Source organism: Mesorhizobium sp. M0800 (genome assembly GCF_040320095.1).
In the GTDB taxonomy this organism is placed as follows: Bacteria; Pseudomonadota; Alphaproteobacteria; order Rhizobiales; family Rhizobiaceae; genus Mesorhizobium.
The window spans coordinates 62608-84171 of sequence record NZ_JAMYOZ010000023.1; the positions used below are offsets into that span (position 1 = coordinate 62608).

A 21564-nucleotide genomic window follows, 5' to 3' on the forward strand; every position below is an offset into this window, starting at 1 on the left:
TGGCGATGGCGCCTTCGCAAAGGATTTTGCCAATCTTCAGCGATGCAGAAAGAGAGCCGAGGTCGCGGCCGGCTCTCCCTTCTCCCCTTGTGGGAGAAGGTGGCCTCGCGAAGCGAGGTCGGATGAGGGGTGTTCCAGCTTGGCACCAATAGCGCTCTGGCCAGCACCCCTCAACCGTCTTGGCGCTGCGCGCCAATCCACCTTCTCCCACAAGGGGAGAAGGAAGAAGGGCAGCGCCGTGCTCTCCAAAAAATTCCTCCGCCGTTCAGCCATCACGGGCATCTCCGTCACTGGCTTCCTCGCCCTCTCCGCTGCCACCCTTTGGCAGCTCGACCGCGCCTTTCCGCCGCCGCTGCCGGCGGAGCTGACGGTATCAACCGAGGTGCAGGACCGAGACGGCCAGCTGCTGCGCGCCTTCGCTACGCCGGATGGCTACTGGCGGCTCGCTACCAGCCTGGACCAGGTCGACAAGCAGTTCGTCGACATGCTGGTCACCTATGAGGACAAGCGTTTCTGGGATCATCAAGGCGTCGACGTGCTGGCACTGGCGCGTGCCGCCGGCCAGTTCGCGACCAGCGGCCATATCGTCTCCGGTGGTTCGACGCTGCCGATGCAACTCGCCCGGCTGATCGAACCGCGCGACAGCCGCAGCCTCGGCTCGAAGATCAAGCAGATGCTGCGCGCCCTCCAGATCGAACGGCGGCTTTCCAAGCGCGAGATCCTCGAACGCTATCTGACGCTGGCGCCCTATGGCGGCAATCTCGAAGGTGTGCGCGCCGCTTCGCTAGCCTATTTCGGCAAGGAGCCGAAACGGCTGACGGTCTCGGAGGCGGCCCTGCTCGTCGCTTTGCCGCAATTGCCGGAAAAGCGGCGCCCTGACCGCAACCTCGACGTCGCCCATGCCGCCCGCGACCGGGTGCTGACCCGCATGGTCTCGGCAGGCCTGCTCGGCGAACGTGAGGCCGCGCGTGCCGCGCTCGACGATGTGTCGGGGCTGCGGCGGACCTTGCCGGCGCTCGCTGCCCATGCGGCCTATACGATGCTGTCCAAGGCTGTTCCCGGCCAGAAGCTGCAACTGACGATCCGCAAGAGTGTCCAGGAAGGGCTGGAGCAGGTGGCCAAGGATGCGGCCGCCAGGCTCGGCCCTCGCCTCTCGGTGGCCATGGTACTGGCCGATGCCCGTACCGGCGATATTCTTGGTGAGGTCGGCTCTGCCGATTTCTTCGATGCCAGCCGTTCGGGCTGGATCGACATGACCAAGGTCGTTCGCTCGCCTGGCTCGACGCTGAAGCCGTTCATCTACGGCCTCGCCTTCGAACAAGGCCTGGTGGCGCAGGAGATGCTGATCGAGGACAGCCCAGCCGATTTCTCCGGGTATCGGCCGAAGAACTTCGACATGGGCTATCAGGGCGATGTCAGCATCAGGCAGGCGCTGCAATTGTCGCTCAACGTGCCGGCGATCCGCGTGCTCGACGCGGTCGGCCCGGCCCGGCTGATGGCACGCTTTCGCCAGGCCGATGTGACCCCTATCCTGCCCGTCAACGAAGCGCCAGGCCTGGCGATCGGCCTCGGCGGCGTCGGGGTGACCCTGCGCGACCTGGTCCAACTCTATGCCGGCCTTGCCAATGGCGGCAAGGCACACACGCTGCATGACGGCACCGAGCCGGCGAATGCCGAACGCTCGACCACCACCATCCTCGACGGGCAGGCGACCTGGCAGATCACCGACATCCTGTCGGGCGTCAAGCCTCCCCAGGGTGCCGCCCAACGCGGCATCGCCTACAAGACCGGCACCTCCTACGGCTATCGCGACGCCTGGTCGGTCGGCTTCGACGGCCGCTACGTGCTCGGCGTCTGGGTCGGCCGCCCCGACGCCGGCGCGGTGCCCGGCCTGTCCGGCTATATCTCGGCTGCGCCCATCCTGTTCGAAGGTTTTGTCCGTTCCAGCCTGGCCGCCGTACCGCTGCCGAGCCAGCCGTCCGGCGTCCGGCGTCCGAAGCGCGAGGAGCTGCCGGTGACGCTGACGCGCTTCGGCGCCGGCGCCGATGGGCTGGTACAGGCGACGCCGACCGAACCTGCGCCAACCATCATCTTTCCGCCCGACGGCGCTCGCGTCGATCTCGGCACTTCCTCGGCCGACGCCTCGCCGCTGGTGCTCAAGCTGCAAGGCGGCCGCGCACCATTCCGCTGGCTGGCCAACGGCAAGCCGCTGGTCGGCATCGACCGGCGGCGCACCGCGACCTGGCAGCCGGACGGCGCCGGCTATTCGACCCTAACCGTGATCGACGCGGCGGGACGCGCTGCCAGTGTGAAGGTTTTCGTCGAGTGAAGTTTCCCTTGAATAATTTCCGGCAGGTGATTCAGGGGATTGGGTTTTACGTCTTGCTTTCGGCCGCCGGTATTTCCTCGGCGTCTGCTGACGCGCTGCCCGCCAGCTTTGTTCGGCTAGCCGACATCGATCCCAATATCCGGCAGGATATCCGCTATGCCGGCCTCGAAAATTTCCTGCATCGCAAGGTAAGCGGCTACGATGCGCCGGTATGCGTCCTCACCAGGCAAGCGGCGCAAGCGCTTTCGGCAGTGCAGAAAGCGATTGCCGCCGAAGGGCTGACGCTGGTCGTGTTCGACTGCTATCGCCCTGCGCGGGCTGTCTCCGACATGGGTGACTGGACAAAAACGAGTGGACCACCGGACCCGCAGTGGTACCCAAAGGTCAAGCGCAAGGATCTCATCGCCAAGGGCTATATCGGCGAACTGTCCACCCATTCGCGCGGATCGACGGTCGATGTCGCGATCGCGCGAGCCGACCGCAAGAGCGCTCCGAAACCGGCCTGCGGCGCGACCGATGCCGACACGCTCGATTTCGGCACGGGTTTCGACTGTTTCGATCCAGCGAGCGAAACGGCTCACCGACCGATAGCCCGTGAAGCGGCGGCTAACCGCAAAAGACTTGTCGAGGCGATGCGTGCCCGCGGCTTCAAGAATTACGCCCGCGAATGGTGGCACTTCACGCTGGAGAACGAGCCGTTTCCAAAAGAGCGCTTCAACTTTCCCGTTACCGCCGAATAGCCGGCCGAAACCTTCGGGCGCGACGCAGCCATTGCCGAAGAGCTAGCCGTCTCTAGATAATCACGTCGGGAGCGCGATCATGGTCCATGCGGGAAAATAGTTTCTCGCATCGCCGAAACTAGGCGAAAAATTGCTTCAATAGGCCAAAAAAGGCAACATTGAATGCATCTAAATTCTATCAATTCGGTAGATTTGGCGCGAGTTCAACGGAGGCGGAAATGACCAAACCTCATTTCAGGAAACTGCTCGGCGCACTGGTCGCCACGTCTGTCCAGTTCGGCACGCTCGGTTTCGCGTTTGCCGACACCACCATTCTCAACGTGTCCTATGATCCGACGCGTGAGCTCTACAAGCAATTCGACGAGGCCTTCACCGCCCACTGGAAGGCCGAGACAGGCGAGACGGTCACCGTCCAGCAGTCGCATGGCGGGTCGGGCGCGCAGGCTCGCGCCGTGATCGACGGCCTCGACGCTGACGTGGTGACGCTGGCGCTCGAAGGCGATATCAACGCCATTGTCTCGAAAGCGAAGAGGATCAATCCCGACTGGCGGACGAAATTCGAAAACAATTCGGCGCCCTACACCTCGACCATCATCTTTCTCGTCCGCAAGGGAAACCCCAAGGGCATCCATGACTGGGGCGATCTGGTCAAGGACGACGTCCAGGTGATCACGCCGAATCCCAAGACCTCCGGTGGTGCGCGCTGGAACTATCTCGCCGCCTGGGCCTACGCCAGCGCCAAGGATGGCGGCGACGAGGCCAAGACCAAGGAATTCGTCGGCAATCTCTATGCGCATGTCCCGGTTCTCGACACCGGTGCGCGCGGCGCAACCGTGACCTTCGCGCAAAAAGGGCTGGGCGACGTGCTGCTCGCCTGGGAAAACGAGGCCTATCTGGCGCTCGACGAGTTCGGCGCCGACAATTTCGATATCGTCTACCCGCCGACCTCGATCCTGGCCGAGCCGCCGGTCGCCGTGGTCGACGCTAATGTCGACGCCAAAGGCACGCGGAAAGTTGCCGAAGCTTATCTGAGCTATCTCTATTCCAAGGAAGGCCAGACGCTCATCGCCAAAAACCATTATCGCCCTTCGAAGCCCGAGTTGGTGCCGGCGGAGGACTTGGCCAAGCTGCCTGAGATCAAGCTGATCACCATCGACGACCCGCTTTTTGGCGGCTGGAAGAAGGCACAGCCTTATCATTTCGGCGATGGTGGTATATTCGACCAGATCTACAAGCCGGCCCAGTAGCATTTAGATCAGGACGACATGACCACAGCACCCGCCAAGGCGAGGTGGCGATTCAGGCAGCCGAGCGTCATTCCGGGTTTCGGATTGACGCTCGGCTTCTCGCTTGCCTACCTCACCCTCATCATCCTCATCCCCCTGTCCGGGCTGATCTGGCGCTCGGCGGCGCTCGGCTGGACCGACTTCTGGGCGATCGTCACCGACCGCCGCACCATCAACGCGCTTGAAATCAGCTTCGGCACCGCCTTCATTGCCGCCGCCGTCAACGTCGTCTTCGGCACGATCGTCGCGTGGGTGCTGGTGCGCTACAGCTTTCCAGGCCGCCGCATCGCCGATGCCATGGTCGACCTGCCCTTCGCGCTGCCGACGGCGGTTGCCGGCATCGCGCTGACCACGCTTTACGCACCGAATGGCTGGATCGGAAGCCTGCTGACGCCGCTCGGCATTAAGGTCGCGTATACGCCGCTCGGCATCGTCATCGCGCTGGTCTTCATCGGTCTGCCCTTCGTCGTGCGCACCGTGCAGCCGATCATGGAGGAGATCGACAAGGAGGTAGAAGAAGTGGCCGCCACGCTCGGCGCCAATCGCTTCCAGATCATCAGCCGCGTTCTACTACCCGGACTGGCGCCTGCCATCGTCACCGGTTTCGCGCTGGCCTTCGCGCGCGGCGTCGGCGAGTACGGTTCCGTCATCTTTATCGCCGGCAACCTGCCGTTCAAATCCGAGATCGCGCCGCTTCTGATCGTCATCCGGCTGGAGGAATATAATTACGCCGCGGCGACCGCGATAGCGGCGATCATGCTGGCGCTGTCCTTCGTCATGCTGCTGGTCATCAACCTGGTGCAGACCTGGAGCCGCAAGCGCTATGGCTGACCCGGAGATCAAATCCTACGCGCCGCACCATGAAAGCCAGTCGCCGGCGGTGACCGAGAGCCGCACGGCGAGAACCGTGCTGATGATCGTGACCTTTGCCTTCCTCGGCATTTTCCTGCTCCTGCCGCTGATAATCGTCTTCAAGGAAGCTTTCGCCAAAGGTATCGAGGCCTACACACAGGCGCTGAGCGAACCGGACACGCGCTCGGCGATCCGCCTGACGCTTCTGGTCGCGGCGATCTCGGTGCCGCTCAACATCGTCTTCGGTATTTCCGCCGCCTGGGCGATCGCCAAGTTCGAGTTCAAGGGCAAGGCGTTCCTGACCACACTGATCGACCTGCCGTTTTCGGTCTCCCCGGTCATTTCCGGCCTGGTCTATGTACTTCTGTTCGGCGCGCAAGGCCTGCTCGGCGCCTGGCTCAAGGCGCATGGCATCGTCATCCTGTTTGCCGTGCCGGGCATCGTGCTGGCCACCGTCTTCGTCACCTTCCCCTTCGTCGCCCGCGAATTGATCCCGCTGATGCAGGAACAGGGCAATGGCGACGAGGAGGCTGCCCTGTCGCTCGGGGCCAACGGCTGGCAGGCGTTCTGGTACGTGACGTTGCCCAACGTCAAATGGGGATTGCTCTACGGCGTGTTGCTGTGCAATGCCCGTGCCATGGGCGAGTTCGGCGCGGTCTCGGTCGTGTCGGGCCACATACGCGGGCTAACCAACACCATGCCGCTGCATGTTGAAATCCTTTATAACGAGTACAATGCCGCCGCCGCCTTTGCCGTCGCTTCGCTGCTTGCCGGCCTGGCGCTCGTCACGCTGGTCTTGAAAACACTTCTCGAGATGCGCTACGGCGCCGAGATCGCCGCGACGCGCGGACACTGACAAATGCATGTCGCCCAAAAGTGTGTAGCGGTTTTTGGACAACGACATGCATAAAACAAAGATTTGATGTCGCCCAAAAGTGGGAACCGGTTTTGGGATAACGGCATGCATCAACTACAAAAGGGATTTGCATGGAAGTTCGCGTTGCCAACGTGCGCAAGGAGTTTGAGCGGTTTCCGGCCCTCCGCGACGTTTCGCTCGACATCAAGTCGGGAGAACTGATCGCCCTGCTGGGACCTTCCGGTTCCGGCAAGACGACGCTGCTCAGGCTGATTGCCGGCTTGGAGCGGCCGACCCGCGGAAAGATCTTCTTCGGCGAAGAGGATGCCTCCCAAAAGTCGATTCAGGAGCGCAATGTCGGCTTCGTCTTCCAGCACTACGCGCTGTTTCGCCATATGACGGTCGCCGACAATATCGGCTTCGGACTCAAGGTCCGGCACGGGCCGTCACGCCCGTCGGCGAAGGAAATCCGCCGCCGCGCCTCGGAACTCCTCAACCTCGTTCAGCTTTCCGGTCTGGAAAAACGCTATCCGGCACAGCTTTCGGGCGGCCAGCGCCAGCGCGTGGCGCTGGCCCGCGCCATGGCGATCGAACCGGCCGTGCTTTTGCTCGACGAGCCGTTCGGCGCGCTCGATGCGCAGGTGCGCCGCGAACTGCGCCGCTGGCTGCGCGACATCCACGACGCCACCGGCCACACCACGGTCTTCGTCACCCATGACCAGGAAGAGGCGCTGGAGCTTGCCGACCGCGTCGTGGTGATGAGCCAGGGCCGCATCGAGCAGGTCGGCACCGCCGACGAAATCTACGACACTCCGAACTCGCCCTTCGTCTACGGCTTCATCGGCGAATCGAGTTCGCTTCCGGTCAAGGTCGAGGACGGCCAGGTCTGGATCGCCGACCGGCCGATCGGGCTTTCCGCGCCGCACGCACCGCAAGGCGAAGCGACGCTGTTCTTTCGCCCGCACGACGTCGATCTGGTGGAAGAATGCAACGGCTGCATCGCCGGCACGGTCGCCGCCAGCCGCCGCGTCGCCGGCACCAGGCGGGTCGAGCTCGAAATCGGCGGCGAACGTCAGCGGGTCGAGATCGAATTGCCCGTCGATCATCCGGCGGCGCAGAAAAGTCGCGTGGCTTTTAGGCCGCGGCGCTGGAAGCTTTTTCCGGCTGCTTGATCCTCTATCAGGCGCTACACCAGCCAGTTCTCGACCTTCAGGCCTTTGATCCGGTTGAAATCCCCGGTATTGGCGGTCACCAGGGTAGTTCCAAGCGCACGGGCGTGGGCAGCAATAAAAAGGTCATTTTGGCCGATGGTCTGGCCCCTGCCTTCCAGTTCTGCGCGAATCGCGCCGTACTCGGCATCCACCGGCACATCGAGCGGCAAGACGGGAATCTCAGCCAGCAATTCCTCGACCTTCTTGTGCAACTTGGCTGATCTTTTCTTGACGCAGCCATATCGCAGTTCCGACGCGACCACGATGCTGGTACACACGGCGGCGTCTCCCACGCGCAGGACAGCGCTTGCGGCTTTCCCGGCCGGATTTCGGATCATGTCGCTAACAATGTTCGTGTCCAGCATGAACCGCATCATGCCAGACCAGGGCGGCGATGCAATCGCCTTGCACCGCGTTGGCCGGCCGGGAACCATCGTGCACGCCGACGGCATCGGCGCCGCTGCCAAGCTGTCCCGAGACTCTGCTTGAAAGAAAAAACTAGAAATCGCCCACAGCGGGAATATTTCTTCTATCGACAACGTGGAGGGGCCGCTCTGCGTGCCTCGTCGCGCACGATGCCTTGCCGCTATGGTCCGGCATTAAGCTCATGGCATTGGAGCCTGTTTTCATGAAGCGATTTTTGCTTGGCGTCGCCACATTGGCCGGCCTGGTCCTCGCATCCTCCCAAGCCTGGTCGGCCGACAGATTGCTGAACGCCTCTTACGATGTCGGCCGCGAACTGTTTGCGCAGGTCAACAAAGCGTTCGTCGCCGGGCACCCCGGTGTGACCATCGATCAGTCGCATGCCGGAACTTCGGCGCAGGCGCGTGCCATCGCCGAAGGCCTCGGCGCCGACGTCGTCACCTTCAACCAGGTCATCGACATCGACTTCCTGGTCAAGAAGGGCCTCATCTCCGCCGACTGGCAGAAGGACTTTCCCGACAACGCCTCGCCTTTCTATTCGCTGCCCTCCTTCCTGGTGCGCGCCGGCAATCCGAAGCACATCAAGGATTGGAACGACCTCGTCCGCGACGACGTCCAGGTGATCTTCCCCAATCCGAAAACCTCCGGCAATGCACGCTACACCTATCTCGCGGCCACCGCCTACGCCAAGGAAGCCTTCAAGGACGACGACGCCAAGGTGAAGGAGTTCGTCACCAAGCTGTTCAACAACGTGCCGGTGTTCGACAGCGGCGGGCGCGCCGCGACCACCACTTTCGTGCAGCGCGAAATCGGCGACGTACTCATCACCTTCGAGTCGGAAACGCGCGGCGTCCGCAAGGAGTATGGCGAGGACAAGTTCGAGCAGGTAACGCCTTCGGTCAGCCTGTTGGCGGAATTTCCGGTGGCGATCGTCGACACCGTTGCAGACGAGCATGGCACGCGCGATCTCGCCAAGACCTATCTCGACTTCCTCTATACGCCGGAGGGCCAGGACATCGCCGCCCGCAACGGCCTGCGGGCCCGGGACGCGGCGGTCGCCGCCAAATACAAGGCTGAGTTTCCCGATGTCCGCCTGCTGACGGTGGAGGACGTCTTCGGCGGCTGGGCCAAGGTCCAGGCCGAGCACTTTGCAGCGGGCGGCCTGCTCGACCAGACTTATGGCAGCCGCTGAGGCGATCTTCCAACTTTGACAGAAGCCGGCTTTGCCGGCTTCTTTGCTTTCGCGCCGCGAAAGGTGATTTCTGGCACTTTCCGGGCGCATTCCGTCCAAAACGTTACGAAGAATCAACGCGTTTGTGCCTACCGTGAGAACGGACGGTTTGTTTTCGCGAACGGCTCCGCGTGATCAAACCGTCATGATTTGCACACAAACAGCCGCCAGACGCGGGTGGTTGGGGCTTCATGGGTTGACTCGGGGCATGCTTACCAAAAAAGGCAAATACGGCCTCAAGGCCCTCGTGCATCTGTCGGGCCTGCCGGTCGGCCAGCTCGCATTCGTCAACGACATTGCGGTCGCCAATAACATCCCCAAGAAATTCCTGGATGCCATCCTGGGCGAGTTGCGTAACGCCGGCTTCGTCCAGAGCCGCAAGGGCAAGGAAGGCGGTTACCGCCTTGCCCGGCCGGCTTCCGAGATCAAGATCGGCCATGTCGTGCGTGTCCTCGACGGGCCGCTGGCGCCGATCCCCTGCGCCAGCCGCACGCAATACCAGCGCTGCGAGGATTGCGACGAGGCGACCTGCCAGGTTCGGCACATGATGCTGGAGGTCCGGCAGGCGATCGCCGAGGTGCTGGACAACCGCAGCCTCGCGGCCATGCGCGACGCCGACAATGACGATTTCCCAGTCGAACTGACGTCGCAAATCTAGCGCGCGAGCAGGCTCAAGGCAGTCGCGACGGTGTCGGCGACCGGACGCGTGCCATCCAAGGTTATCGCCGCCTCGTCCGCCGCTGGCGCCTCGAGCGTGGCGAACTGGCTGTCGACCAGGCTTGCCGGCATGAAATGACCCTTGCGATTGCCGACGCGCTGTTTTGCTGTTGCCGGGTCGATCTCCAGGTAAACGAAAACGATATCCGGGCAAAAGCCGCGCAGGCGATCGCGGTAGCTGCGCTTCAGCGCCGAGCAGGCGGCGACCACACCTTGCCCGCTTGCGACCGACGCGGCCATCCGCTGGCCGATCGCGTCGAGCCAGCCCTCGCGCAGCGCGTCGGTGAGCGGCTGGCCGCTCGCCATGCGCGCGACGTTTTCGGGCGGATGCAGCCTGTCGCCTTCGATAAAGACGGCGCCCAATGCCGCTGCAACCGCTTCGCCGACAACCGACTTGCCGCAACCGGCAACGCCCATCACCACGATGGCGGGTATCGTTCGAACAGTGCTCGCCGGCTTATATGCCACGTCTTTACCGGTCATGCAGGTCAGCGGCTTGCCGGCGCGCGGCCATAGAGCAGCAGCATGGCGACGATGACGACGCCGTAGATGATCTGCCGTCCCGCCTCCGGCATCTGCATGACAGAGAGAATGGACTGCAAGAGGGTGATCAGGATTACCCCGGCGACGGTGCCGAGATAGGAGCCGCGCCCGCCGAGGATCGAGGTGCCGCCGAGCACCACCGCGGCGATCGACGGCAGCAGATAGGCATCGCCCATCGACTGTGCCGCCTTGGAGGCATAGCCGGCCAACAGCACGCCGCCGAAGGCCGAGAGCCCGCCCGAAACCGCAAAGGCGATCATCACCACGCGCCTTGTATCGATGCCGGAAAGATAGGCGGCACGCTCGCGATTGCCGATGCCGTAAACGGTGCGGCCGAAGCCGGTGCGGGTCAGCACGAACACCATTGCGGCGCCGATCAGCGCCCAGATGAGGACGGCGTTGGGCACGGCAGGAACGGCAAAGCCGGTCGCCAGATAGCGCATCGCACCGGTCGCTGAATCCTGCGGCGAGAAACCGCCCGTGTAGACCACCATCAGCCCCTGCGCGACGGCGTTAGTGGCAAGCGTGATGATCATCGAGGGAATGCGCAGATAGGCGACGCCGATGCCGTTGACGATGCCGATCAGAACACCGCAGAAGATGCCGAACGGAATGGCAAGCGCCACGCCGACGGTACCGTATGCGGCCGCGGCACAGGCCATCATGGCGCCGGCCGCCACCGACCAGGGCACCGACAGGTCGATCTGGCCGAGCAGGATGACCAGCATCATGCCGGTGGCGATGACGCCGAGAAACGACGCCACCTTGAGCTGCTGCAAAAGGTATTCAGGCGACAGGAAGCTGCGCGAATAGAGGCTGCCGAGGAACAGCAGCAGCACGATGCAGGCGAACGCCGTCAGCACCGCCGGATCGGCGCGGCGGAGGAATTTCGGCATGCGGCCGGCGAGACCACTCACAGTCGTTTCGCTCACAGGAACCACTCCAGCCGGTTGCGGACCCGAAACAGGGCGAACGCGCCGAGGCTGACCGCGATCAGCAGAATGACGCCCTGGAACAGGGGCTGCCAGAGCGGATCGAAATCGAAGACGAACAGCAGGTCGCCGATGGTGCGGAAGGCAAGCGCGCCGAAGATCGCGCCGATGGCGCTGCCCTTGCCGCCGAACAGCGACACGCCGCCAAGCACGACCGCGGCAATCGAAAACAGCGTATAGGCGTTGCCGCTGGCATAGGCTGCATCACCGGTATAGGTGAAGAACGTCAGGAACAGCCCGCCGATCGCGGCAAGCAGACCGGCAAGCGCATAGGCGGCGAACTTTCCACGCCGGATCGGCACGCCGGACATGTAGGCCGCCATCTCCGAGGAGCCGGCTGCATAAGCGGCGCGGCCTAGCACCGACCGGCTGAACGGCACCCAGACCACGAGCACGACCGCCAGCAGCGTCACCAGACTCGCCGGCACAAAACCAAACAGGCGCCCGGTCAGCGCATCGGCGAGCCCTTCATTGACCGAGCCGCCGGGAAACGGCCGAAGCAGCAGCGCGATGCCGAAATAGACCGCGCCGGTGGCGATGGTGGCGACGATCGGCTGCAGGCGTCCATAGATGACGATCGCACCGTTGATTGCCCCGCACAGCAGCCCGGTGCCGAGCACGGCGAGGACGCCGAAGGCGGTCTCGATGCCGGTGCCGACGACCAGCCACGAGGCCAGGCAGTTGGTCAGCGTGAAGATCATACCGACCGAAAGGTCGATGCCGGCGGTGATCACCACCAGCGTTTGCGCCATGGCGACGAAGGCGAGCAGTACGCCCTTGTTCGAGGCCGTTTGTACGACGTTGGCGGTGAAGCCCGCCGTATGGTTCGAGGTGTAGATGACGAACATGACAACGAAGATGCCGAACGCCAGCAGCGTTCCGCGCTGTTCGGCAAGCCAGTAGCGCCAATCCTTCACGCGTCCGCTCCTTGCTTTGGCATCTCTTCGTGAATGTTGAGCGCGCTGGCGATCAGCGCCCGCTCGGTGATTTCGGCGCCGACCAGTTCGCGCTTGACCGCGCCGTCATAGAGCACCAGCACGCGGTCGCAGCAGCCGATCAGCTCGTCATAGTCGGTCGAATAAAACAGGATCGCCGCGCTCTGGTCGGCAAGCTTGCGCATCAACTGGTAAAGCTCCTGCTTGGTGCCGACATCGATGCCGCGCGTCGGATCGTTGAGCAGGATGATGCGCGGCTGCCGCATCAGCCATTTGGCGATGACCACCTTCTGCTGGTTGCCGCCGGACAGCGCGCCGACCGGAATGTCGAGGCCGGCCGTCTTGATCGCCAGAAGACCGACCATGTCGTCGATCAGCCGCTGCTCGGCGGCGCGATCGATGATGCCGGCCCTGGACAGCCGGTCAAGCGCGGCGAAGGAGAGGTTTTCGCGCACCGTCATCGGCAGCATCAACCCTTCGGTCTTGCGGTCCTCCGGGATCAGCGCCATGCCGATCCGGTCATCGCGCGCGGCGGCCGGGCTGGCGATCGCCACCGGCCTGCCGTCGATCAGGATCTGGCCTGACAGGCCGCGCAGCACACCGAAGAAGGCGAGCAGCAATTCGCGCTGACCCTGGCCGTCGAGGCCGCCAAGGCCGACCACCTCGCCCGCCCCGACCGACAGCGAGACATCGTGCAGCCGATCCGTCCATGACAGGCTGCGCGCCTCCAGGACCGGCGCGGCTGCGGCAGCCGCCCGCGCGGGCTTGGGCGGAAAGATGTGGCTGTATTCGCGCCCGATCATCAGTTCGACGACTTCATTGTCGCTCTTGGTGCCGGCGGCGTAGCTGGCGACATTGCGGCCATTGCGGAACACCGTGCACTGGTCGGCCAGCTCGGCGATCTCGTTCATGCGGTGCGATATATAGAGCAGCGCCAGCCCTTCCGAACGCAGCCGCTTCAACACGGCGAAAACCCTGGCGACGTCGGCCGCAGTCAGCGCCGAGGTCGCCTCGTCGAGGATCAGGATGCGTGGCTTGCGCGCCAGTGCCTTGGCGATCTCGACCATCTGCCTTCTTGAAAGGGGAAGATCCTTGACCAGAGCCAGCGGATGGATATCGGAGGCGCCGGCGCGAGCAAGGGCTTCTTCGGCGATGCGGCGCTGCGCCTTGCGGTCGATCATGCCGAAGCGTTTGGGCGGATCGGAAATGACGATGTTGTCGGCAACGCTGAGTTCGGGGACGAGCGACAGCTCCTGGAAGATGCAGACGATGCCGGCCTGGTTGGCGGCGGCCGGCGAAGCGAAGGTAACTTCGCTTCCGTCCAGCATCATGCGGCCCTCGTCGGGCGCAACGACCCCCGCCATGACCTTGATCAGCGTCGATTTGCCGGCGCCGTTCTCGCCGAGAATGGCGTGGATGCTGCCTGGAGTGACCGACAGTTCGGCCTTCTCCAGCGCCCGCACGCCGCCATAGCGCTTGGATATGCCTTCCATGCGGAAGAGCGGAACCGCACCGTCCATCGGCCCTCCCCAGGCGCTAGGCAATCAGGATGTCGAGCGCCGACGCCGCGGGATTCCCGCGGCGTCGGGCTGTCGGAGTTTACTGGTTTTCCTTGCTCTGGCCCATGATTTCCTGCGCCGTGAAATTGATGCCGCAGGTCGGGAAGGAATTGCCGACGAAGAAATTGTCGGACTGATCGGGGAAGAAATCCTGGCCTGCCTTGAAGTTCGGATCCTCGACGATCGCCAGCGGCAGCTTGACCGCTTGCGGCACGACCTGGCCTTCAAGTGCTGCAATCGCCGTCTTGATGGCAACCGCGACCTGAGCCGGGCCGGTGCCGGCCGACGAGCATTTCAGGCCGTCAGCGGCGAACTTGGCGCAGAATTTGCGGAAGCCGTTCTCCGTCTCGCCGCCGAACGGCACGAACGGATGCTTGGCATCGATCATCGCCTGCACGATGCCGGTATCGCCGCCCTGTCCGGTAATGCCGTCGAAGGGGCCGTTGGTGGCAATGGCATCGGCCGTAGCCTTTTGCGCAACGCCGTCATCCCACTTGCCGACGACCTCGGTGACATCCCATTTCTTGCCGGAAGCGTCGAGAACCTCGTGGATGCCGTTATGGCGATCGGTGTCGACGGACGTGCCGGCGACGCCGCGCACTTCCAGCACCTTGCCGCCGTTCGGCACGTGCTTGACCAGCCAGTTGGCCCACAATTCGCCAAGGCCTTTCTGGTCGACATTGACGTTGATGGCATCCTTGGTGTCGAGGATGTTGTCGAAGGCGACCAGCACCACGCCGGCTTCCTTGGCCCGCTTGATGACAGGACCGAATGCGGTCGGGTTCTGGGCGTTGACGACAATCGCGTCATAGCCGGAATCGATGAAATTGTTGATCGCCGAAATCTGCGCCGGCACGTCTTCGCCGGTCGAGACCACCTTGAATTCCTTGAGCTTGGCCGCGACCTCCGGCTGCGCTGCATAGGCCTTTGCCGTCTGCACCATCTGGATGCGCCATGTGTTGGCGATATAGCCGTTGGCCAGAGCGATGCGGTACGGGCCGTCTTTCTTGGGGAACTTGAAGAACTGCGTATCGGCCGACCAGGGCGCGAAACAGTCAGGCTCGGCCGATGGCCCCTTGACGATTTCAGGATCGGCGATCGCCGACGAGCCCAGCATGACGAAAGCAGTGGCGGCAACGATACCGCCAACGAGTGACTTGATCATCGATATTCCTCCCAGTTGCAGTTTTGTTTGTTGTTACGCCGATGAATTTGCGCGTTTCCGGCCCGGCACCTCCCGCCGTACCCGTCGCGCGTTCAGGTGGCCGAATGCCGACCCGATCCCCTCCTTTGCTGCCCGGCTAGTCCCGCAAAAACTATCATATTATACATAATAAACAAGCATGAGCTGTCGCTTATGTATAATAAACAGCCCCCATCTTCTGAGCGAAGTACCGCCCGGCGATAACTGGTAGCGCTACCATGACGTAGTGTAAAGCGCCATTGCGTCGAAGCTCGCTTCAGCGCGCCGTGCTCTCACGTCGCTTGAGTTCGAAGCCGAGGTCGACGACCCGCGGCGCCACCCGTCGATCGTTGCATCCAAAAACGGCGACAGCGTCTATGAAACGCATTACTGTTTCGTCGCTTTGCGCAGAACAACGCTGGATGTGGGGAGCCAATGATGGACGGACATATTGATCCAAAACTGGAACACATGTACCGGCGTGGCTATTCAGCTGGCGTATTCGATGTACTGGCGAGCCTTGCGCTCCTTCTTTCCGATGAAGACCGCCAGATTGTGGAAAACTGGGCCAAGAACGATCTTGCCGTCTGGAGAACCATGCGCCTCAATGAAGCAGTTCGGCCTCCGGATTTTCCCATAGGAAGTCGCCCAGATGTTCATGGACCCTGGCCTGCGTAGGTGTCCGAGACCTACTCAGTTCCTCGAACACCTCCGGTCTCGGCGCATCGCGATGGTGCTCGAATACTACCGGATCGACGGACCCCTTCTTCGAGCCTTCAGCGCGCCGTGCTTTCACGCCGCTTGAGTTCAAAGCCGAGGTCGACGACCCGCTGCTCCGGCCTGTTGCCTTCGATAGCCGCAAGCGCCATGGCGACCGCCCGCCGGCCGATCTCGTAGCGATACGTCCGAACGCTGGTGACCGACGGAAAAGCCACCTCCATCATGTCAAGATCGTTGAAGCCGGCGATGCCGATCGTCTTCGGTACGGCGATCGAAGCGCGGTGGCATTCGAACAGCACGCCAAGAGCGATATCGTCATTGTTACAGAACACCCCATCGAGGCTCGGCACCTTGGCGAGCGCGTCGCGGAACAATTCGCGGCCGAGGGTGACGCTGGAGGGCACCGGTGTCGTGGTGGTGAGCCTCGGATCGAACAGGCCGGCCGCCTCCATCGCCGCGCGATAGCCGGCAAGCCGCCGCTGCGAACGCGGATCCATGCGCGCACCGATGAAGCCGATCCGGCGATAGCCTGCCTCGATCAGATGTTCCGCAGCCGCCTTGCCGCCTTCGAAATGCGAGAAGCCGACCATCATGTCGACCGGATCGGGCCCGGTCTCCATCACCTGCACCACCGGACAGCCGGCCGTTTCCAGCAGTTTTCGCGAGGCCAGCGTCTGGTCGATGCCGGCCACGATCAGCGCCGCCGGGCGTTGCGGGCCAAACACCTGCAGCAGCCGCTCTTCCTCGAGGCCGGAATAGTGGGTGTTGCCGAGCTGAATCCGGAAAGGGCCGTCCGACAGGCTGTCGTAGATGCCGCGCACCACTTCGGCAAAGACGTTGTTGGTAAGCGACGGCACCAGAACGCCAAAGACCTCGGCGCGCGCCGAAGCCAGCGCCCGCGCATTCGGGTCGGGCACATAGCCGAGCTCGTTCACGGCCGACTCGATCTGGCGGCGCAGATCTTCCGAGACACGCCCCGGCTCACGCAGGGCGCGCGATACGGTAATGGCGCCGACGCCGGCCTTGCGGGCGACATCGGCGATGGTCGGGCGGCCGCCGCCGCGGCGCGAGCGCGGCTTGATCACCGTACTCGTCCGGACGCCGGGCAACCGCCCACACGCGACCGTGAAACGATGTTCAGCGTTTTTGAAACTGCTGCCATGCCAAACTGGCCCGTTGCCACACCTTGTCTGGCGTCGCGCAGCCTTCGGCTGTTGTCAAGCGACGGCCGGAGAGACTGTATCCGTACCGCTGTGCTTCAGGCCGCCACAGCAGCGCTGCGCCGGGCCTTCCACAGCAGCAGCACCATGGCCAAAATATTCAGCAGGTTCCAGGCTATGCCGTTGAGGAACGCGGCGGCATAGGAGCCGGTCAGATCGTAGATCCAGCCCGACATCCAGCCGCCGATCGCCATGCCGAAGATGGTCGCCATCATGACGATGCCGACGCGCTGGCCAGCCTCCTTGGCTGGCATATATTCGCGCACGATGATCGCATAACAGGGCACGATGCCGCCTTGCGACAGGCCGAAGACCAGCGAGACGACATAAAGCGAGGCAAGCCCGTCGAACGGGATATAGAACAACAGCGACAGGCATTGCAGCACCGAGCCGATCAGCAGGGTTTTCACGCCGCCGATGCGATCGGCAAGGAAACCCGAGCCAAGCCGGCTGACGACGCCCGCCGCCAGCATGATCGACAGCATATCGGCGCCATGCCCCACGCCGTAGCCGAGATCCATACAATAGGCGACGATATGGACTTGCGGCATCGACATCGCCACGCAGCAGCCGAGCCCGGCGACGATGAGCAGCGCCTGCAAGGCCGCCGGCGACAGTGAGATCGGCTGCACCACGCGGCTCCCCGGCGATCCCGGAGCCGCCTGGGGCGGTGCGCCGCGCCGGAGCAGCAGGATCAGCGGCAGCATGGTGACCAGGCAGACGGCGCCGATCGCGGCATAGGTGAAGCGCCAGCCTTGCGCCTGCATGACATAGGGCATCGCCGTCGGCCAGATCGCTCCGGCGAGATAGTTGCCGGATGCGGCAGCCGTCACCGCGACGCCGCGGCGCCGGTTGAACCAGTGCGAGATGTCGGCGATCAGCGGCCCGAAGATCGCCGACGAGCCAACGCCGATCAACAGGCCCTGGACGAGGGTGAACTGCAGGATCGAACTGGTCAACGACGCCAGCACAAAGCCGGCGCCAAGTGTAATCGCGGCAATCAGCGCCGGTATCCAATACCCCATGCGGTCGATGGCGCGGCCGAACAGCACATTGCCGGCGGCAAAGCCGACCATGGTCGCGGTGTAGGGCATCGAGGCAGCGGCGCGATCGACGCCGAATTCTGCCTGCACGGCAGGCAGCACCACGACCACCGCCCACATGCCGACCCCGCCGATCGTTGCCAGCAGCATCGAGATGCCCAGCCGTATCCAGGCATAGGCACTGTCGATGCCGGAACTTTCTGCCTGGCTTGAGACGATTGGGGTCAAGAGCTTTTCCTGTCCGCAGTTCTTGAATCGGCGGTTCTGACCACTATCGGCGCATTCGCATCGCCGAGCAGCGCCACGACAGGCAAATCCGTGGCTCCAGGGATTCGGGCCGAAGTGGAACAGGGGTGCGCCATAAGGCGTTTTCCCGGCAACGACCTAGTGGAAGGAGTTTGCCATGACCGCGCAACGGAAATGGTCCGCCGACGTCACCGAGCACAGTGACGCGCTGGACCTCGAGGAACACATCTTCGAATCCCACGATCCCAAGAAGATCGCCGCCTCTTTGAAGCGATCGGCCGAGCACAGCGACCGACGCAAGGCAGGGCCGTTTCAATCCGCCATGTCGATGCTGAATTTCTACATCAACCGCGCCGGCAAGAACCTGCCGGCGGCGCAGAAGAAAGTGCTGGAGGACGCCAAAGATGAACTGCGCGTCCTTTTTGGCCGCCCAAAGGAAGACTAGAATCGGTCACCATTAATTGGTTCTGCCAAATTCGGCTGAACTGGACCTAGTGACAGGGCCTCTTTGTCGCCAGTCTGCAGGCTCGGCTTATATTCCCAAGCCCGCAAAAGCCTGGCGTCATGACGGTCAAGATCGGCATCAATCCCATCAGCTGGAGCAATGACGACGTTCCGGCGCTTGGCGGGGATACGTCCTTGGAGACTTGCCTGTCGGAAACGGCGCTGGCCGGCTACCGCGGCACCGAACTCGGCGGCAAATTTCCGCGCCAGGCTGAAGTGCTTGGGCCGCTCCTGTCCTCCTATGGCCTGGAACTCGTCTCCGGCTGGTATGATGGCCGCATTCTCGACCGCACGGTCGACGAGGAATTCGCGGCGATCACCCCACATCTTCAGCTGTTGGGCGACCTTGGCGCCAGGATCGTCGTCTACGCCGACACCTCGCGCGGTCGCCATGACGGCATTTTCGCACCGATCTCCGAGCGTCCGCGCCTCGCCGACAGGGACTGGCCGTCCTATGGCGAGAAACTGACCGCCCTCGCCGACCGCATGGCCGCATTCGGGGTCGGCATGGCCTTCCACCACCACATGGGCACCATCGTCGAGACGGACGATGAAGTCGACAGGCTGATGGCGGCGACGGGCCGAAGCGTCGGCCTTTTGTTCGATACCGGCCACTGCCTGTTTTCGGGCGGCGACCCGCAATCGCTGCTGCAACGGCATCTCGACCGTATCGTGCATTTCCATTGCAAGGACGTTCGCAGGGCGGTGCTGGAACGGGCACGCCGCGGGGACATGAGCTTCATGGCGGCGGTAATGGACGGCATTTTTACCGTGCCCGGCGACGGCTCGGTCGATTTCCTGTCATTGCTGAAGCCCCTCGCCGCGCGCGGCTATGAAGGCTGGCTCGTTGTCGAAGCCGAGCAGGATCCGGCCAAGGCGCATCCGCTGACCTATGCCAGCAAGGGCTATTTCTCGCTGCTCGCCACCGCCCGCGAGGTCGGCTTCGAAGTGGCGACGCGGCAGGTAAACTGACCGGCCTGCACTCGCGAGCCGGGGGAACACAATGGGCGCGTGCCTCGATGGGGTTAGCGAAGCGAAAGCGCCCGGCGATCCGCGCCGCCTTGCTCCCTGCGCGGCGCGGATCGCAGAAACCCGGCTCTGGATTTCAAGCCCGGACTTTCAAGCTTGAGGCCGGCCGAAAGCCGTGCCTTGATGCAACCGAGGAGGAGCGACATGGCTTTCGAAGCTGCGCTTGGCATGGAACGGCTTTGCACCATCCGGGAGATTGCCGAGAAGGCGGAACTTGGCGCCGCCACCGTGCATCGCGCGCTGAAGAACAGCCGAGAGGTCCACCCCGAAACCAGGCGACTGGTGCTTGATACCGTCTGTCGGCTCAACGAGGAAAAGATCGCCCGCGCCGCCCGGTTCGTCGGGGGATAGTGCCGTGGCTGACCACATGCGCCTTTCCCTCGACATCATGTCGGTCTACCGCGCTTCGGAAGAACCGATGCATCGTCAGATCTACGGCGCCTTGCGACGCTTCATCCTTGACGGCCAGATCCCGCAGAACACGCTGCTGCCGTCGACGCGCTCGCTGGCCGAAGATCTGAAGGTCGGGCGCAACACCGTCATCGCCGCCTATGACCAGCTCCTTGCCGAAGGTTTTATCGAGGCGCGTGCCGGATCGGGCACCTGGGTGGCGCCGATCCAGCAGAACCGCCCCTTAGCATCCCTGCGCGCCGGACTGGCAGCGCCGCAAAAGCTGTCGCGGCGTGGCCAGACCATCGTCAACGGCCCGCAACCGCCACGCAATGCCGGCGTCATCAATTTCCATCCCGGCGTGCCTGAAACGGCATCGTTTCCGTTCACCATCTGGTCAAGCCTTCTGGTGCGCAATGCACGCAGCCGCGACGAGAGCCTGCTTGGTTATCTCTCCTTCGCCGGCCACCCCGGCCTGCGTCAGGCCATTGCCTCGACCATCGGCCTGTCGCGCGGCATCAGCTGCACCGCCGACCAGGTGATCATCGTCACCGGTGCGCAGGCGGCACTCGATCTCGTCTCGCGCGTGCTGATGGACGAAGGCGACCATGTCTGGATGGAGGAGCCCGGCTATCTCGGCGCCAAGAGCGCCTTTCTCGCCAGCGGTGCCAGGCTGGCACCGTTGAAGGTCGACCGGCGCGGCTGGCATCTTGCCGATCCGGAGCTGCCGCCGCCGCGACTGATCTATGTGACGCCATCCTGCCAATGGCCGTTCGGCACAATCATGCGCATCGAGGAGCGATTGCAGTTGCTCGACATCGCCGAACGCAACGGCGCCTGGATCGTCGAGGATGACTATGACGGCGAATACCGGTTCCGCGGCCGGCCGGTGCCGGCGCTGCGCGGGCTCGATCATGCCGACCGCGTCGTCTATATCGGCAGCTTCGGCAAGACGCTGATCCCGGCGCTGCGCATCGGCTATCTGATCGTGCCGCGCGAATTGTCGGTGCCCTTCGATCGGGCGGTGAGCATCACCGGTCAGTTCGCGCCGCTGATCCTGCAGGCAACGGTCAACGACTTCATCACCCAGGGCTATTTCGCCACGCACCTCAAGCGCATGCGCCGGCTCTATGCGCGCCGGCAGGCGAACTTCGTCAAGCTGTGCCAGGAGCATCTGGCCGAATGGCTGACCGTCACGGAAAACGATTCCGGCATGCAACTGCTGGCGAGCTTCGTCAGGCCCTATAAGGACAGCGACGTGGTCGCCGCCGCCCTCAAGGAGGGGCTCGACGTCCAGGGCATCTCGATCAACTACCACTCTACTGAACCCGAGCACGGCCTGCTGCTCGGCTATGCGGCAATGGACGAACGCCAGATCTTGCGCGCCGTGCTGGCGTTGCGCGCCGCGTTCTTGAGGTTGGATAGAAGCTAGAGCCAGGCTCTCCATCTCGTTCACCGCGGGGTTGAATCAATCGCCCGCCGTGATTAGGCGTATAGGCATCGGTCCATGTTTTTTGGCGTTCGCGCAAAGAGCGCTTTCCAAGGCCGAACCTCC

The 21564-nt window shown here is 63.4% G+C and carries 22 protein-coding genes; 14 read left to right on the forward strand and 8 right to left on the reverse strand.

Annotation, left to right across the window (positions count from 1 at the left end; translation table 11 throughout):
* Window positions 1–238 precede the first annotated feature (238 nt).
* The 6 genes from pbpC (at window position 239) to NKI18_RS23420 (ending at window position 7235) form a co-directional block, all read left to right on the forward strand.
* Window positions 239–2329: a penicillin-binding protein 1C gene (gene pbpC, locus NKI18_RS23395; protein ID WP_353020673.1), complete on the forward strand. Its 2091-nt coding sequence runs from the start codon at window positions 239–241 to the stop codon at window positions 2327–2329.
* The gene (locus tag NKI18_RS23400) at window positions 2326–3069 is read left to right on the forward strand and encodes a M15 family metallopeptidase (RefSeq protein WP_502900737.1); all 744 of its coding nucleotides are present in this window, start codon (window positions 2326–2328) and stop codon (window positions 3067–3069) included. Before pbpC ends, NKI18_RS23400 begins: the two co-directional genes overlap by 4 nt.
* Window positions 3070–3287: 218 nt before the next feature.
* Entirely contained in the window at window positions 3288–4316 is a 1029-nt protein-coding gene (locus NKI18_RS23405) for a sulfate ABC transporter substrate-binding protein (RefSeq protein WP_023675840.1), read from the forward strand.
* Between the two features lie 18 nt (window positions 4317–4334).
* Entirely contained in the window at window positions 4335–5186 is an 852-nt protein-coding gene (cysT, locus tag NKI18_RS23410) for a sulfate ABC transporter permease subunit CysT (RefSeq protein ID WP_352453212.1), read from the forward strand.
* Complete coding sequence (cysW, locus tag NKI18_RS23415) at window positions 5179–6063, forward strand: sulfate ABC transporter permease subunit CysW (protein WP_352621239.1); 885 nt, start codon at window positions 5179–5181, stop codon at window positions 6061–6063. Before cysT ends, cysW begins: the two co-directional genes overlap by 8 nt.
* 131 nt (window positions 6064–6194) lie before the next feature.
* Window positions 6195–7235 (forward strand): sulfate/molybdate ABC transporter ATP-binding protein, encoded by a 1041-nt coding sequence (locus NKI18_RS23420; RefSeq protein ID WP_352647042.1) that lies wholly within the window; start codon window positions 6195–6197, stop codon window positions 7233–7235.
* Window positions 7236–7249: 14 nt separating this feature from the next.
* Here the strand turns inward: NKI18_RS23420 and NKI18_RS23425 are convergent, their stop codons facing one another.
* Window positions 7250–7651 carry a type II toxin-antitoxin system VapC family toxin gene (locus NKI18_RS23425; protein ID WP_352621437.1) on the reverse strand — a complete coding sequence of 134 codons (402 nt, stop codon included), beginning with the start codon at window positions 7649–7651 and terminating at the stop codon, window positions 7250–7252.
* Here NKI18_RS23425 and NKI18_RS23430 point away from each other — a divergent pair.
* The 3 genes from NKI18_RS23430 (at window position 7638) to NKI18_RS23440 (ending at window position 9586) form a co-directional block, all read left to right on the forward strand.
* Window positions 7638–7763, forward strand: coding sequence for a hypothetical protein (locus NKI18_RS23430; RefSeq protein ID WP_352621441.1), 126 nt, complete (start codon window positions 7638–7640; stop codon window positions 7761–7763). The two genes, NKI18_RS23425 and NKI18_RS23430, sit on opposite strands and share 14 nt — an antisense overlap.
* Before the next feature lie 139 nt (window positions 7764–7902).
* On the forward strand, window positions 7903–8889 hold the full coding sequence (locus NKI18_RS23435) for a sulfate ABC transporter substrate-binding protein (protein ID WP_352453286.1): 987 nt from the start codon (window positions 7903–7905) through the stop codon (window positions 8887–8889).
* Between the two features lie 247 nt (window positions 8890–9136).
* The gene (locus NKI18_RS23440) at window positions 9137–9586 is read left to right on the forward strand and encodes an RrF2 family transcriptional regulator (protein ID WP_006202816.1); all 450 of its coding nucleotides are present in this window, start codon (window positions 9137–9139) and stop codon (window positions 9584–9586) included.
* Here NKI18_RS23440 and NKI18_RS23445 read toward each other — a convergent pair.
* The 5 genes from NKI18_RS23445 to NKI18_RS23465 all read right to left on the reverse strand — a co-directional run bounded on the left by NKI18_RS23445 (window position 9583) and on the right by NKI18_RS23465 (window position 14839).
* Window positions 9583–10128, reverse strand: a complete 546-nt coding sequence (locus tag NKI18_RS23445; RefSeq protein WP_352621390.1) for a gluconokinase — start codon at window positions 10126–10128, stop codon at window positions 9583–9585. The two genes, NKI18_RS23440 and NKI18_RS23445, sit on opposite strands and share 4 nt — an antisense overlap.
* Before the next feature lie 5 nt (window positions 10129–10133).
* Window positions 10134–11120: an ABC transporter permease gene (locus tag NKI18_RS23450; RefSeq protein ID WP_352456242.1), complete on the reverse strand. Its 987-nt coding sequence runs from the start codon at window positions 11118–11120 to the stop codon at window positions 10134–10136.
* Window positions 11117–12097, reverse strand: a complete 981-nt coding sequence (locus NKI18_RS23455; protein WP_352621391.1) for an ABC transporter permease — start codon at window positions 12095–12097, stop codon at window positions 11117–11119. The genes NKI18_RS23450 and NKI18_RS23455 overlap by 4 nt, the downstream gene beginning before the upstream one ends.
* Window positions 12094–13635: a sugar ABC transporter ATP-binding protein gene (locus NKI18_RS23460; protein ID WP_352621393.1), complete on the reverse strand. Its 1542-nt coding sequence runs from the start codon at window positions 13633–13635 to the stop codon at window positions 12094–12096. The genes NKI18_RS23455 and NKI18_RS23460 overlap by 4 nt, the downstream gene beginning before the upstream one ends.
* 79 nt (window positions 13636–13714) lie before the next feature.
* A complete protein-coding gene (locus tag NKI18_RS23465; RefSeq protein ID WP_352621395.1) occupies window positions 13715–14839 on the reverse strand; it encodes a sugar ABC transporter substrate-binding protein in 1125 nt (374 codons plus the stop codon).
* A gap of 456 nt (window positions 14840–15295) precedes the next feature.
* On the opposite strand from NKI18_RS23465, the gene NKI18_RS23470 reads away from it, so the two are divergent.
* The gene (locus NKI18_RS23470) at window positions 15296–15535 is read left to right on the forward strand and encodes a hypothetical protein (protein ID WP_352621397.1); all 240 of its coding nucleotides are present in this window, start codon (window positions 15296–15298) and stop codon (window positions 15533–15535) included.
* Between the two features lie 98 nt (window positions 15536–15633).
* Here the strand turns inward: NKI18_RS23470 and gntR are convergent, their stop codons facing one another.
* A complete protein-coding gene (gene gntR, locus NKI18_RS23475; protein ID WP_352621399.1) occupies window positions 15634–16662 on the reverse strand; it encodes an HTH-type transcriptional regulator GntR in 1029 nt (342 codons plus the stop codon).
* Between the two features lie 173 nt (window positions 16663–16835).
* Window positions 16836–17990 (reverse strand): MFS transporter, encoded by a 1155-nt coding sequence (locus tag NKI18_RS23480; protein ID WP_502900738.1) that lies wholly within the window; start codon window positions 17988–17990, stop codon window positions 16836–16838.
* A gap of 253 nt (window positions 17991–18243) precedes the next feature.
* Between NKI18_RS23480 and NKI18_RS23485 the strand changes: the two genes are divergently transcribed.
* From NKI18_RS23485 to mocR, 4 genes are all read left to right on the forward strand, one after another.
* Entirely contained in the window at window positions 18244–18531 is a 288-nt protein-coding gene (locus NKI18_RS23485; RefSeq protein WP_352453278.1) for a DUF3175 domain-containing protein, read from the forward strand.
* Window positions 18532–18650: 119 nt separating this feature from the next.
* Window positions 18651–19562, forward strand: coding sequence for a myo-inosose-2 dehydratase (gene iolE, locus NKI18_RS23490; protein ID WP_352621401.1), 912 nt, complete (start codon window positions 18651–18653; stop codon window positions 19560–19562).
* A gap of 201 nt (window positions 19563–19763) precedes the next feature.
* A complete protein-coding gene (locus NKI18_RS23495; RefSeq protein WP_023721239.1) occupies window positions 19764–19970 on the forward strand; it encodes a LacI family DNA-binding transcriptional regulator in 207 nt (68 codons plus the stop codon).
* Window positions 19971–19974: 4 nt separating this feature from the next.
* On the forward strand, window positions 19975–21441 hold the full coding sequence (mocR, locus tag NKI18_RS23500; RefSeq protein ID WP_352621403.1) for a rhizopine catabolism transcriptional regulator MocR: 1467 nt from the start codon (window positions 19975–19977) through the stop codon (window positions 21439–21441).
* Window positions 21442–21564: the final 123 nt, after the last annotated feature.